This window comes from Pedobacter sp. JCM 36344, from assembly GCF_046546555.1.
Classification (GTDB): domain Bacteria; phylum Bacteroidota; class Bacteroidia; order Sphingobacteriales; family Sphingobacteriaceae; genus Pedobacter.
Genome location: NZ_JBKHKK010000005.1, coordinates 45,193 through 58,360 on the forward strand (window position 1 = coordinate 45,193; position 13,168 = coordinate 58,360).

The following is a 13,168-nucleotide window of genomic DNA, read 5'->3' on the forward strand; positions in this document are numbered from 1 at the left end:
ATACTCAGAATTGTTACTCCTAAAAGGGGTTTTGACAGGGAATCCCTTTTAATTTCACACATATTTTCTTTAGGTTTGAATTTCGTAATTTATTATAAAAATAAACTAAATTTTATGGGTCTTTTTACAAAAAAGTCAATAACACAACTGCTCGCCGATGCCTCTGAGTCTGAAAAGACTCTTAAGCGTACGCTGACAGCCGGTTCTTTGATTGCCTTGGGTATTGGTGCAATCATCGGTGCAGGTTTGTTTGTGAGAACAGCATCTGCGGCAGCTCAAAATGCGGGTTCATCTGTGACCATTGGTTTCATAGTTGCAGCTATAGGCTGCGCTTTAGCAGGTCTGTGCTATGCTGAACTTTCATCGTCCATTCCTATTTCAGGAAGTGCATATACTTACACCTATGCCACAATGGGTGAGTTGTTGGCATGGGTAATTGGTTGGGATTTAGTACTTGAATATGCCGTAGGTGCCGCAACCGTTGGTATTGCCTGGAGTGAATACCTAAATAATTTGCTGGTCCATGTTTTTAATACAAGTCCTGTACCCTATCAATGGTGTCACTCCCCATTTGAGACCTCGGTAGGCGGTGTGAGTGGTATTATGAATGCACCTGCATTGTTTATCGTTGCAGCATTGAGCTTATTATTAATCAGAGGAACTCAGGAATCCGCGTTTGTTAATGGTATAATTGTGATTACCAAAGTTGCAATTGTAATTTTAATCATCATTTTTGGCTGGAACTTTATCAACCCAGTAAATCATACACCATACATCCCTGAAGCAACAACGTACACAGATACTGAGGGTATTACCCATAATTTCGGAGGCTTATGGGGTATTCTAGGTGCCGCTGGCACCGTATTCTTTGCGTTTATTGGCTTTGATGCAGTAAGTACTGCAGCTCAAGAAACAAAAAATCCAAAAACTGCTATGCCTATTGGCATCCTTGGTTCATTAGCTATCTGTACAGTTTTATATATCTTGTTTGCCCATGTCTTAACTGGTTTAGCTCCAGTTGAGTTCTTTAGAACCAACGGAAAAGAAGCATCTGTAGTAGCTGCTATCCAAAACTTTATGCCTGGATACGAATGGTTAGGTAAACTAGTTACAGTTGCGATTTTAGCAGGGTTCTCTTCTGTAATCCTTGTAATGCTTTTGGGGCAGAGTCGTGTATTTTATTCGATGAGTAAAGACGGCCTGTTGCCGCGTGTATTCAGTGATCTTCACCCGAAATACAAAACACCATATAAAGCGAACTTAATAATATTGGTTTTGGTTGCAGCATTTGCTGCGTTTGTTCCCGGCAACATTGTTGGTGACATGACCAGCATAGGTACATTGTTCGCCTTTATACTTGTTTGCGCTGCCGTAATTGTATTGAGAAAAACTGAACCGAAACTTGTACGTGAATTCAAAACGCCTTGGGTTCCGTTTCTTCCAATTTTAGGTATAGTAGTGTGCTTGGCAATGATCCTTGGTTTGCACTGGACAAACTGGTTAAGACTAATTGGATGGTTGGCAATTGGTTTTGTAATCTATTTCGGTTACAGTAAAAAACATTCAAAACTTAACACTAAAGGCATAACAGTAAATCCTGTGGATCCTCCTGCTCCTAAGCTCTAAATAAGATAAAAATGACCCCTCTTAGTTAAATTAAGAGGGGTCATTTTTGTTTAACATTGTATTGAGCAATTATTTAATTTTGTTTTCTAAACCTTGACATATGGAATTTAATTTTAGTCAAATCCTATCAACATCGATGGTTTTGTTTGCAATCATCGATATCCTGGGATCCATACCTGTGGTAATTGAACTTAGAAGGAAGGCGGGACACATCCAATCTGAAAAAGCAGCGATCGTAGCCACTGTACTGATGATTGTATTCCTCTTTGCTGGTGAGACTTTATTAAAGATCATAGGACTTGACGTACAGTCCTTCGCAATTGCAGGCTCAGTGGTGATCTTTTTTATTGCGATGGAGATGGTTCTTGGGTTAAGCATATTTAAAGATGGAGAAACAACCGAAACTGTTTCGATAGTTCCACTTGCATTCCCACTGATCGCAGGAGCAGGAACTATGACAACACTTTTATCACTAAAAACCGAATATGCCACCCAGAACATCATTGTTGGCATCCTTATAAATATGATTTTTGTTTATGTAGTTCTGAAGAATACAGAACGTTTGGAAAAGCTTTTTGGTAAGTCAGGTCTAGGTGTATTACGGAAAGCATTTGGGGTTATCCTACTCGCCATAGCCATCAAATTGTTTAGAAATAATACGGGTTTATAAAATATTGCTTTAAGCTAATTTTTCTTAATTAGGCGGGCGGCAAACATCGTGTCTGCTTTCAACCCATATCCTGTAATCACTTCCATCTTCTCAAGTTGCAATGGAAGGTTGTCAATTAACCAATTTACCACATCCTCATTTTCTTGTTTAAAAACCGAGCAAGTAATATATACCAAGGGTTTGCCGGGTTTCAGGTATTTTATAACATTAGCAGCGATAGTACGCTGCAACTTGGTGAAACAGCTAACTTTATGCTCGTCAAAGTAATAAAGCATCTCTGGAGTGCGACCCCAAGTTCCTGAGCCTGTACAGGGAGCATCCAAAATGATCCCATCAAACTCATAATGATGAAGATCCTGGTCATTGTTCTGCAAAAGATCCAACACCTTTTTCTGGTATTTCTTAAGACCTGCACCCTGAAATCTTTCCTCTAAGTTATTGAGACTATTCTCACGAACATCACTCACAAGTAATTGGATATGTGGCTCTAACTCATGTAACAAAAGCGACTTTCCCCCCGATGCTGCACAACAGTCCCACCAGTAGTCGTATTTCTTTGGCTTGAAAAACGCACTCGTTTTCTGTGAAGAGAGATCCTGAACTTGGTAGGCTTTTTGCGTCGACAGTACTTGCTCCAGCTTGGTTCCATTTGGTAGCGCCAGAGTTGTTTCGCCAACTTGTTCGAAAGTGAAGTCCGCCTTTTTCAGGTTCTCCAGCAGGCGTTGGAGCTCAAGAGACTGCACCCTAATGAATAAGTCTGGTTGAGTTAAAAATGAACTATAAAATGCTTTTTCTTCAACATTGCTGCTAAGCTTTTCCTGAAACTTAAATAAATCAGCCAACTGAAATAAAGGATAGCCCGTCTTTATGAGCGTTAACTTCTGAGCAACTGTACCTTCAATTTTGTCTTTTAGATTAGGAAGATAGGTATCGACAACAAGGCTTTGAGTTTTATTGCATAAGAAGTCAGCAATTGCCAGCCTTTGCACCTGACTTTCGTCAATTAATGCTCTACCAAGTCTGAAAAAGCTGTAAATGTATCTCGTAGCCCAGCGCCGGTCTGACGACCCCATCTGCTTATTTTTCTTGAAATAACTAAATAGGAAACGGTGCAGAGGTTGAAGACCATCATAACTTTTGAAGATCTGCTCAAATGATCTTATTTGATGCTCTACTCTCATTTTACAATATTTAAATCAAAATTTTGGTATTTTAAAAGCATCAAACTGGTATTCAGATAGCCCATTTTAGGATCATAGACAAAAGAGAAATTATTATGAAGCCCCTTATACTTTTCTTTAGTAAGAAATTGCGCGTAGTTCTTGCCATGTGTAGCAATTAAATCCGCAAAATAAAAACCCGTGTCAAAACCTTTGTAAGAATACTCCCCCGGTTCATAATGATAGTGAGAGCGGTATTTTTTAATAAATACAGATATATCCTTTCTGCTAAAATCAATTTTATAAGATGCACTTACTATTGTGTTCAACGTTTGAAGTTTCTCAGTATTATAGGTCTGCTTGATCCAATCTGGATGACCGTAAAGATCTACCGACAGCCCGGCATTCTTCATTTTAATAAGTTTATCGATGGTTGCAATCACAAACTTCTTTTCCGATGAGGCTAGTACAACCACATATTTCTTATTCTTTATCATCCTCGTGTCCATAGTGTACACGGAAGAGAATTCCTGAAAAAAGAAAGCTTGCTTTGAATCCTCAAAAAATCTCCTTATCGGCGCAGCCATTAGCTCGTCATCACTGCCCTTCGGATTAATCAGTACGACAACTGATTTTACAGGATCGGTGTGCTTAACAATATAATCCCCAATTTTCTCAGCATGAAGTTCGATATTATTCACAATTGTAATCATATTAGGGTTATTCAGCTCCTTGGGATTTGTAGCTGCCAAAGGATTCACCAAAGTTATATTCTTAGAAAGCGTGAAGCTTCGGATGTGCTTTAAACCATCAGGATAAACAGGACCAACAATCAAATTGCTACTTGCAAGACTACCATTTTGAATCAATGTTTCTAATTTAGCCGTATTATCCCCTGCGTCAAATACCTTAAGCTTGAAATTAAAACCGGCAGAAGCAGCAGAATCCAGACCTAGCATGAATCCCTGATAGAAATCAATAGCCATTGCAGACTTCTCCACTTCAGCTTTTGTAGCAGTTTTAAGATTTAAACTACTTAGCCTGAATGGAACTAGTAAAGAGATTGTTGCCTCGGTAAACTTAGCAACAGGCTTCATTACTGTTTCTTCAACCTTTTCAGGAGGTTTGGGCTGTTTTTTTACGGTCTTAACTAACTTTGGCGAGCAGGAAGCAAAAAGAACCGAAAGTAGAAAAACAACCCAATACTTATTCCCACTCAATCGTTGCTGGTGGTTTTGAGCTAATATCATATACGACGCGATTTACCCCTTTAACTCTGTTAATAATTTCATTAGATATTTTTGCGAGTACATTATAAGGCAAATGGCACCAATCGGCAGTCATACCATCAACAGACTCAACTGCTCTCAGACAAATGACATTTTCATAGGTCCGCTCATCTCCCATTACCCCTACGGATTGAACAGGAAGAAATATTGCGCCAGCCTGCCAAACCTTATCATAAAGCCCAGCTTCTTTAAGGTTATTAATAAAGATAGCGTCAGCTTCCTGTAGAATTGCAACTTTCTCGGCAGTCACTTCTCCTAATATCCTGATGCCAAGGCCTGGTCCTGGAAACGGATGGCGGCCAATAATAAAGTGTTCGAGGCCCATTGAGGTACCGACTCGTCTAACTTCATCCTTGAACAATGTGTTTAGTGGCTCTACAATCTTCAATTTCATGAAGTCTGGCAAACCCCCAACATTATGGTGAGACTTGATGGTGGCAGAAGGTCCTTTTACTGATACTGATTCGATTATGTCAGGATAAATGGTTCCTTGAGCAAGCCAAACTACATCCTTAACCAAATTTGCTTCATCGTCAAAGACTTCGATAAATACCCTACCGATAGCTTTACGCTTTAATTCAGGATCTGTCAGGCCTGCCAACTGACTTAAAAAGCGATCCTTAGCATCTACCCCTTTAATATTTAGACCTAAATGTTTATATTGTTCAAGAACAGCTTCATATTCATTCTTGCGTAACAACCCGTTATCTACAAAAATACAATGCAAATTTTTGCCGATTGCCTTGTGAAGTAAGATTGCCGCTACAGATGAATCTACCCCGCCCGATAGTGCAAGTACCACTTTATCATCACCTAACTTATCTTGCAAAGCGGCGATGGTAGTTTCTACAAATGCGTCAGGAGTCCATTCTTGCTTGCAACCACAAATATCAACCAAAAAGTTTTCTAATAATTGCCTGCCGTCTGAGCTGTGCGTAACCTCGGGATGGAATTGGATAGCGTAAGTCTGTGAATCCCTTATTTGAAAAGCCGCAACCTTTACACTGTCTGTACTTGCAATCAATTCGAAGTTGTCCGGAACTTTAGTAATAGTATCGCCATGTGACATCCAAACTTGAGAGCCAGCTGAAATATTCTTTAAAAGCTTGTTCTTCTTCTCAACGAAAGTCAGATTCGACCTACCGTATTCACGGTTGGATGAGCGTTGTACGTCACCACCGGAATGTTGCGCAATATATTGAGCACCATAACACACGGCTAAAACAGGGAACTTGTTATGAAACATTTCAAGATCTATTTGAGGAGCATCGTCCTGACGAACAGAATAAGGGCTACCTGAGAAAATGATACCCTTTATGTCTGCTGTAAGCTCAGGAATATTGTTGAAGGGATGTATTTCACAATAAACGTTTAACTCGCGTACCCTACGGGCAATTAATTGCGTGTATTGAGAACCAAAATCGAGAATAATGATTTTTTCTTGCATGATCAAAGCTAAGAAAATTTAATTACCTCCACGCCGAACCTTCTCAAAAAATCCACGCCCTCATCGCTTGGCAAGCCCTTATACTCTGCGTAAGAGTTCTTGAAATAAACGATCTTGATTCCAGATGAAAGAATTAGACGGGCACACGCAATACATGGAGAAAGGGTTGTGTATAATGTAGAACCCGATATCTTCGATCCATTTTTCACCGCATAAAGTATAGCATTTTCTTCCGCATGCAGTGCCAAAGAGCAACTACCCTTAGAATCCCGGTCACAACCCATACCCGGCCACTCTTCATCACAATTGTGGGTTCCCGCCGGGGGACCATTATAACCTATAGAAATAATCCTGGTGTCCTTAGCTAATACTGCCCCGACATGTGCCCTTACACAATGTGATCGGGCTGCTAGGTCTGTAGCCAGGTTCATAAAAATCAGGTTGAAGCTTGGTTTAGTCGCCATATACTATGAAAAAAGCCACGGAGAAATTATCCCTGTGGCTGCAAAAGTAAATTATAATATCTTAATGTCCGCCTTCGGCCTCGATATGTTCAATATCAATTCCTTGCTTTCTAAGCTCAATACTAACTTTCCATGCGAAGAAAATCAAGTAAGCAAATCCTAAGACCGGAACGATATATGAGCTATGGATACCGATGCTATCTGCAAGTTCACCCTGAATTGGAGGTATAATAGATCCACCAAGAATCATCATAATCAAAAACGCAGAACCCTGACTAGTATACTTTCCTAAACCCGTAATCGACAGGGCAAAAATCGATGGCCACATAATTGAACAGCACAAGCCACCACTAACAAAAGCAAAAATAGCGACATGTCCTGTGGTAAACAATCCTATGAGCATAGCAACCGCGCCGAGAGTCCCGAAAACAGCAAGTGTTTTTGCAGGTTTCTCCTGACCAATAAAGAAGGCTACGATCATAATTGCGATACACACTGCATACACATATAAATTCCCAACATCTGTGCCGGTAGCGTGGTTTACCAAAAGTATAACTGCAAAAGCAATAAAAGGTACAATGACAGTCAATATATTTTTCATGGTCTTAGTGAGACTGAAAGCACTGATCGCCCCTGTCCATCTACCTACCATCATACTTCCCCAATACAAAGAGATATACGGTTTAATCGCTGAGTCCGCAAGACCACCAAAGCTAGGTTCCTTCAGTAATGCTCCCAGGTTACTTTGAATTGTTACTTCTGTACCAACATACATAAATATAGCAAGCATCCCCAAAATCATCTGAGGGTACTGCATAGCACCCCATTTTGGAAGTTCAGCCTGATCTTTCTTGGTAAAATATACATACAGCAGTGCCGCAAGAATTATAAATAATGACGAATATACAAATACCGATGAACTGATACCGGTAAGGTTAGACAACGGTCCCGCAGCCGCTACCATTAAAAATCCTAAGATCAGAACGATCAGTGACGAATTAGGTTTCGGACTTGCTTCTACCGTCTCACTACTCGTTACATCAGGCAGTTTGGAAATCGAATAAAATATCGCTACAGCAATAAAAAGCCCAGCCAATATGTAGTACAAATTATTAATTGAAGAAATCTCTACAACTTTTGGGATGGCGTCATTAGCAGTACCAAACAGCACCACACTTACGATAACAGGCCCCATTAAACCACCAAAATTATTTACGCCACCCGCAAGATTCAATCGGTGAGATCCACCTTCGGGATTACCAAGCGCCACAACAAATGGATTTGCCGCAGTTTGTTGCAACGAGAATCCCAAGGCGATAACGAAAAAAGCCAGTAAGATGAAAAGAAAGGATCCAGAACCCACTGCAGGAATCATTAGAAGAGCACCTGCAGCTGACAAAATCAGCCCGAAAATGATACCCTTTTTGTAACCGATCTTATTTAAGATATCCACCTTACTAGCCTGAGAAGCAAAATATAAGATCAGTGAGCCAATGAAATAGCCGCCGTAAAATGTGAAGTCAATAAGTTGAGATTCGAATTGAGTTAGGTTAAAATGTGTTTTACAAAACGGAATAAAAATACCATTTGAAGCTGCCACAAATCCCCAGAAGAAAAACACTGTAATAATAGTATACAATGCAGTTCCGTAATTCATTTTTGTTTGTTGTTCCATATTTTGGTTAGTAATCAATTGTTGCAATAAACATAAATAAAAAAAATGTAAGGGAGCAGTCTAATGCACAATATTTGGGCGTATTTTATGTTTAAAGTTGCATATTAGCATATTATATCTACTAAATTGAATGTTTGAAGCAATATTACAAGGGATAGGTGCAGGGGTTTTATTTTCTTTTCTAACAGGCCCTGTTTTCTTTTCTATGATCAAAACCAGTATAGAATCAGGCTTTAAAGCTGGATTTTCTTTGGCTATTGGTGTTGTATTCAGTGATATAATATTCATATCATTAACCATCTTCAGTTCGCAATTTGTAGATTACAACGCAGCGTACAACCAATACATTGGAATTATTGGCGGCGCATTTTTGTTTGGAATCGGCATTTACTACCTTATCCATAAAGTCAAGGTAAACTATGAAATAGCAGATACAATCAAAATTCGGAAAAGAGGTTACATATTAAAAGGCTTTTTGATGTGCCTACTTTCCCCCTCAACGCTTATGTTCTGGATCATGGTAGGCGGTATCATATCGGTGCAGTTGCATTACGATTTGGCCGAGAAGATTGTGTTTTTTGTAGTTGCCATGGCTACTCAATTATCGGTAGACTGCATCAAGACATATTATGCAGCCAAGCTGAGATACCGTATCAAGGAAAAGAACATCCAGGCGCTAAATAAAATAGCAGGAGCAGTGATCTTAATCTTTGCTATCCGTCTATTCATACAGGTAATATTGAAGCACTACACCTAATGCTTTGCTTCTAATAAGCTCTCTGATTATTTCCTTCTTTCCAATTAACAAATGCTTTATTAACCACTTTATTTCCTCCAGGAGTCGGATAGTTTCCAGAGAAATACCAGTCGCCCCTATGATTCGGACAAGCAACGTGTAGATTGTCTAGCGTCTGATAGATAACCTTCACTTCTGCCTTTATATTATCTGGAGTAATAATTTTAGTAATTTGAGCAGAAATTTCTTCCTGGGTAAAGGGACGATAAATATCCTTTACATGGTTTACAATCTCTTCTTTTGGCAGCAAAAGTGAAGATTTACATTTCTGGTAAACCTCTTCAATAATATTCTCGAGGCCTCTTGCTTTCAACAACTGTATCGCAGCCTCAAATGCAACAAACTGTCCCATTTTCGACATATCAATACCATAGCAGTCGGGATAGCGAATCTGAGGTGCAGACGATACAATAATGATTCTTTTAGGGTGTAACCTGTCAATGATCTTGATGATACTTTGCTTAAGCGTAGTTCCTCTAACGATTGAATCGTCAACTGCAACCAACGTATCGGTATCATTTTTGATCACACCATATGTGGTATCGTAAACATGCGCCACCATGTCCTGCCTGTCTGCATCCTGAGTAATAAAAGTTCTCAGTTTCACATCTTTGATCGCAAGTTTCTCCACCCTTGGATTCATAGAAAGCAATTCGTCAAGTTGTTCATCACTTAAAATATCCTTTCTATGAAGTAGGGTATCCTTTTGAACTTGTCTTATGTAGTTATGTAAACCCTCAACCATACCATAGAATGAAACTTCTGCAGTATTTGGAATGAACGAGAAAACGGTATTTTTTAAATCGGCACTAACGGCATCAAGAATTTGCTTGCACAATAATGCTCCCAAATGTTTGCGCTCTTTATAGATTTCAGCATCACTTCCTCTGGAAAAATAAATCCGCTCAAATGAACAAGCTCGTTTCTCCTGAGGTTCTCGGAAAATCTCTTGAGTAACGGTGCCGCTTTTCTTAACTATCAAAGCATGACCCGGTTGGATCTCTTTGACATCTCTAAATGGAATGTTAAAAGCAGTTTGAATAGCTGGCCTTTCAGACGCAGCTACAACGATTTCGTCATCCTGATAATAGAATGCAGGTCTAATTCCAGATGGATCTCTTAATACGAAAGCGTCTCCATTTCCAACAATTCCCGAAATCGCATAACCACCATCCCAATTCTTTGCAGATCGCTTTAGTATCGTAGCAATATCGAGGTTATCAGAAATTTTATGTGTGATTTCTACGTTGTCAAGACCCTCCTTTTTATATTCATCAAACAAAGACTGATTCTCATCATCAAGAAAGTGCCCTATCTTTTCCAAGACAGTAACCGTATCTGCTTGTTCTTTAGGGTGTTGACCTAACTCATAAAGCTGCTCTAACAGCTCATCAACATTCGTCATGTTGAAGTTTCCGGCAATAACGAGGTTACGGGTCATCCAATTATTCTGACGAAGAAATGGATGGCAATTCTCAATACTATTCTGGCCATGTGTTCCATAGCGTAAATGTCCTAATAACACCTCGCCAATAAAGCTCACATTTGCCTTTAACCAAGCAGCATCCTGCATCAATTCAGGAGTATCATTTTGAATTCCTACAAACTTATTTTGAACATATCCAAAAATATCAGCCACTGCATTTTGAGCCATTGAGCGGTATCTGCTGATGTATCTATGACCTGGCTTCATATCCAGTTTAATGGTTGCAATGCCAGCGCCGTCTTGCCCACGGTTATGCTGCTTTTCCATCAAAAGATAAAGCTTGTTTAGACCGTAAAGTGCTGTTCCATATTTTTCCTGGTAATATGAAAGGGGCTTAAGAAGCCTAATGAAGGCTATACCACATTCATGCTTTATCGAGTCACTCATGGTTTGTCGTTTGAGCCGCAAATTTAGAGTTAATAATAATCAGAACCTAGAAAGAAATACAATATTTGAGTCAGATTAAGGTTACAATATTACTGTTCTTTAAGGTCGATATGCTTACAGAATATCTGATCACCAAAAAACACTGAAGCATGCTCGTCAAATACATGTTGGTCACCGGTAGTATAAAAACTACGCTTAGCATTAATCGCAAGTAATTCCTTAATCTTGATATGATGGTCAAGGTACCTCTCTAGGCTGCTTGAGACAATATCTCCCTGTCCGACTAAAAGAATTTTATTAGACAAAATCCGCTTTATTTTAGGAATGAGTAGAGGATAATGCGTGCAAGCCAGAAGTATCGTATCTATCTTAGGATTCTGATTCAATAATTCCGTTAAATATTTCTCAACAAAGAAATCGGCACCCGGAGTCAAATGTTCATTATTCTCGACCAGAGGTACCCACATCGGACAGCTTTGTTGGTAAACAGATACTTCCGGAAAGTATTTATTAATCTCCAATAAATAGGATTCCGAATTAACAGTTCCGCGGGTTCCCATAACCCCTATTATTTTTGATTCGGTAAAATTGCCAATTACTTCCGCGGTCGGTCTTATAACTCCAAGAACGCGGTGGGTAGGATATTTAACTGGAAGCACTTTTTGCTGAATGGTACGTAACGCTTTTGCCGAGGCGGTATTGCAGGCTAATATCACTAGTTGGCAGCCTTCCGAGAACAACCATTCCACGCATTCTAATGTATATTGGTAAATGGCTTCGAAGGAATTATCACCATATGGGGCGCGCGCATTGTCTCCAAGGTAAATGTAATCGTACTGAGGCAAACGTTCTGCGATTGACTTGAAGACAGTTAAACCGCCGTAACCTGAATCAAAAATACCTATAGGATGCTTATTTGTCATTGCACAAAAAACGGGATTGAGCTCTATCACCCAATCCCGCAATTTAAATAATTTAGCTCAGATAGCTCCAACTGTTCTATTGCCTTATTATTTTTTAGGAGCAGCAGCTGACGGTGCAGTAGCTGAAATGCCCAATTTAGTTTTTACTAAAGCTGTGATGTCCTCTCCACCATCAAAATATACCATTGCTGAATTTGCAGTATCGAATACATAAGCATATCCCTTTTCTTTAGAAATAGCTTTAATAGCCGCATCAGCTTTGATACGGATTGGATTGAAAACCTCTGTGTTTTTTTGTTCCAATTCCTGCTGAGCTTTAGCTTTCGCATCATTGATACGTTTCTCTAAATCCTGAAGTTCAACACCGGCACCCTGTAATTCTTTACCAATTACTTCTTTGTTCGCCTCACTCATTGTTTTTTGTTTCGCTTCAGCAGCGGACATTTTCGTTTGGTACTCAGCAATCATTTTCTCGATCTCCGTTTGTTTTGTTTTGGTTAGCGCCTCTAGCGTAGTTTGGCCAGTCTTAAATTCAGGCATTGCCTCAATGATCATTGCTGAGTTTAAGTGTGCCAGTTTTTGTTGTGCATTTGCAATGTTAGCCGTAAACAATAATCCTGCTACAAAAAATGCGTTCATTAACTTTCTCATCTCTATTCTTCTTGTTAGTTGTTTGTAATTTACTTATTTGTGTGTTATTTAAGAATTGCTCCTGGTTTGTAACCCAATCTTGTGATTACTTCGTTGCTCACATCATAATTACTACTTGCGTAGATCATCATTGTAGCTTCACTGCTTTTATCAAAGATAAAATCAAAGAACTTAGCCTTGGCGACTTCGCCTATAGCTTTCGTAACTTTATCTTGAATCGGACTTAACAATTTACTTCTGTTTTGGAAAAGCTCTCCATCAGGACCAAAGATTCTACGTTGAAAATCCTTTGCATCTTTCTCTTTCTCAATGATCTCATTTTCTCTCCTTTTGCGCATGTCCGCTGTAAGCAATACTTGGTCTGCCTGGTAAGCTTTATACATCTTGTCGATATCTGTGAAATTCTTGTCAACCTGTTGTTGCCATTGTTCTGACAATAGGTTTAATTGATTCAAGGATGATTTATATTCTGGTAAATGCTTAAGTATATATTCTGTGTCCACATACGCAAATTTCTGAGCGAAAGATGCGAATCCTGTAAACATTAGAAAGCATATTAAAATGTATTTTTTCATTTTATAATATTTAATGTCC

The 13,168-nt window shown here is 39.2% G+C and carries 12 protein-coding genes; 3 read left to right on the top strand and 9 right to left on the bottom strand.

Annotated elements, in window-relative coordinates; all coding sequences use genetic code 11:
• The first annotated feature begins 114 nt into the window (after nt 1-114).
• Both ACHFIZ_RS06430 and ACHFIZ_RS06435 read left to right on the top strand, forming a co-directional pair.
• Nucleotides 115-1,626: an amino acid permease gene (locus tag ACHFIZ_RS06430; RefSeq protein ID WP_410884010.1), complete on the top strand. Its 1,512-nt coding sequence runs from the start codon at nt 115-117 to the stop codon at nt 1,624-1,626.
• 100 nt (nt 1,627-1,726) lie between these two features.
• A complete protein-coding gene (locus tag ACHFIZ_RS06435; RefSeq protein ID WP_410884012.1) occupies nt 1,727-2,296 on the top strand; it encodes a MarC family protein in 570 nt (189 codons plus the stop codon).
• Nucleotides 2,297-2,310: 14 nt separating this feature from the next.
• Here ACHFIZ_RS06435 and ACHFIZ_RS06440 read toward each other — a convergent pair whose 3' ends face one another.
• The 5 genes from ACHFIZ_RS06440 to ACHFIZ_RS06460 form a co-directional block, all read right to left on the bottom strand.
• Entirely contained in the window at nt 2,311-3,477 is a 1,167-nt protein-coding gene (locus tag ACHFIZ_RS06440) for an RsmB/NOP family class I SAM-dependent RNA methyltransferase (protein WP_410884013.1), read from the bottom strand.
• Nucleotides 3,474-4,706 (bottom strand): amino acid ABC transporter substrate-binding protein, encoded by a 1,233-nt coding sequence (locus tag ACHFIZ_RS06445; protein ID WP_410884015.1) that lies wholly within the window; start codon nt 4,704-4,706, stop codon nt 3,474-3,476. The genes ACHFIZ_RS06440 and ACHFIZ_RS06445 overlap by 4 nt, the downstream gene beginning before the upstream one ends.
• The gene (gene guaA / locus ACHFIZ_RS06450) at nt 4,663-6,192 is read right to left on the bottom strand and encodes a glutamine-hydrolyzing GMP synthase (RefSeq protein ID WP_410884017.1); all 1,530 of its coding nucleotides are present in this window, start codon (nt 6,190-6,192) and stop codon (nt 4,663-4,665) included. The genes ACHFIZ_RS06445 and guaA overlap by 44 nt, the downstream gene beginning before the upstream one ends.
• 8 nt (nt 6,193-6,200) lie before the next feature.
• The gene (locus ACHFIZ_RS06455) at nt 6,201-6,623 is read right to left on the bottom strand and encodes a deoxycytidylate deaminase (RefSeq protein WP_410884018.1); all 423 of its coding nucleotides are present in this window, start codon (nt 6,621-6,623) and stop codon (nt 6,201-6,203) included.
• Nucleotides 6,624-6,717: 94 nt separating this feature from the next.
• Nucleotides 6,718-8,331, bottom strand: a complete 1,614-nt coding sequence (locus ACHFIZ_RS06460) for an MFS transporter (protein WP_410884020.1) — start codon at nt 8,329-8,331, stop codon at nt 6,718-6,720.
• 130 nt (nt 8,332-8,461) lie between these two features.
• Between ACHFIZ_RS06460 and ACHFIZ_RS06465 the strand changes: the two genes are divergently transcribed.
• A complete protein-coding gene (locus ACHFIZ_RS06465) occupies nt 8,462-9,088 on the top strand; it encodes a LysE family translocator (RefSeq protein WP_410884022.1) in 627 nt (208 codons plus the stop codon).
• 10 nt (nt 9,089-9,098) lie between these two features.
• On the opposite strand, the gene ACHFIZ_RS06470 is transcribed toward ACHFIZ_RS06465, so the two are convergent.
• The 4 genes from ACHFIZ_RS06470 to ACHFIZ_RS06485 all read right to left on the bottom strand — a co-directional run bounded on the left by ACHFIZ_RS06470 (nt 9,099) and on the right by ACHFIZ_RS06485 (nt 13,149).
• The gene (locus ACHFIZ_RS06470; RefSeq protein WP_410884024.1) at nt 9,099-11,000 is read right to left on the bottom strand and encodes an amidophosphoribosyltransferase; all 1,902 of its coding nucleotides are present in this window, start codon (nt 10,998-11,000) and stop codon (nt 9,099-9,101) included.
• 89 nt (nt 11,001-11,089) lie between these two features.
• The gene (gene murI / locus ACHFIZ_RS06475) at nt 11,090-11,923 is read right to left on the bottom strand and encodes a glutamate racemase (protein WP_410884026.1); all 834 of its coding nucleotides are present in this window, start codon (nt 11,921-11,923) and stop codon (nt 11,090-11,092) included.
• 87 nt (nt 11,924-12,010) lie between these two features.
• Entirely contained in the window at nt 12,011-12,574 is a 564-nt protein-coding gene (locus ACHFIZ_RS06480; RefSeq protein ID WP_410884028.1) for an OmpH family outer membrane protein, read from the bottom strand.
• 44 nt (nt 12,575-12,618) lie between these two features.
• Nucleotides 12,619-13,149, bottom strand: coding sequence for an OmpH family outer membrane protein (locus tag ACHFIZ_RS06485; protein ID WP_410884029.1), 531 nt, complete (start codon nt 13,147-13,149; stop codon nt 12,619-12,621).
• Between the last annotated feature and the right edge of the window lie 19 nt (nt 13,150-13,168).

Bases quoted from the DNA above. Each gene is read 5' to 3' on its own strand.
- ACHFIZ_RS06430 (WP_410884010.1), top strand. From the start codon at position 115: ATGGGTCTTTTTACAAAAAAGTCAATAACACAACTGCTCGCCGATGCC.
- ACHFIZ_RS06435 (WP_410884012.1), top strand. From the start codon at position 1,727: ATGGAATTTAATTTTAGTCAAATCCTATCAACATCGATGGTTTTGTTT.
- ACHFIZ_RS06440 (WP_410884013.1), bottom strand. From the start codon at position 3,477: ATGAGAGTAGAGCATCAAATAAGATCATTTGAGCAGATCTTCAAAAGT.
- ACHFIZ_RS06445 (WP_410884015.1), bottom strand. From the start codon at position 4,706: ATGATATTAGCTCAAAACCACCAGCAACGATTGAGTGGGAATAAGTAT.
- guaA (WP_410884017.1), bottom strand. From the start codon at position 6,192: ATGCAAGAAAAAATCATTATTCTCGATTTTGGTTCTCAATACACGCAA.
- ACHFIZ_RS06455 (WP_410884018.1), bottom strand. From the start codon at position 6,623: ATGAACCTGGCTACAGACCTAGCAGCCCGATCACATTGTGTAAGGGCA.
- ACHFIZ_RS06460 (WP_410884020.1), bottom strand. From the start codon at position 8,331: ATGGAACAACAAACAAAAATGAATTACGGAACTGCATTGTATACTATT.
- ACHFIZ_RS06465 (WP_410884022.1), top strand. From the start codon at position 8,462: ATGTTTGAAGCAATATTACAAGGGATAGGTGCAGGGGTTTTATTTTCT.
- ACHFIZ_RS06470 (WP_410884024.1), bottom strand. From the start codon at position 11,000: ATGAGTGACTCGATAAAGCATGAATGTGGTATAGCCTTCATTAGGCTT.
- murI (WP_410884026.1), bottom strand. From the start codon at position 11,923: ATGACAAATAAGCATCCTATAGGTATTTTTGATTCAGGTTACGGCGGT.
- ACHFIZ_RS06480 (WP_410884028.1), bottom strand. From the start codon at position 12,574: ATGAGAAAGTTAATGAACGCATTTTTTGTAGCAGGATTATTGTTTACG.
- ACHFIZ_RS06485 (WP_410884029.1), bottom strand. From the start codon at position 13,149: ATGAAAAAATACATTTTAATATGCTTTCTAATGTTTACAGGATTCGCA.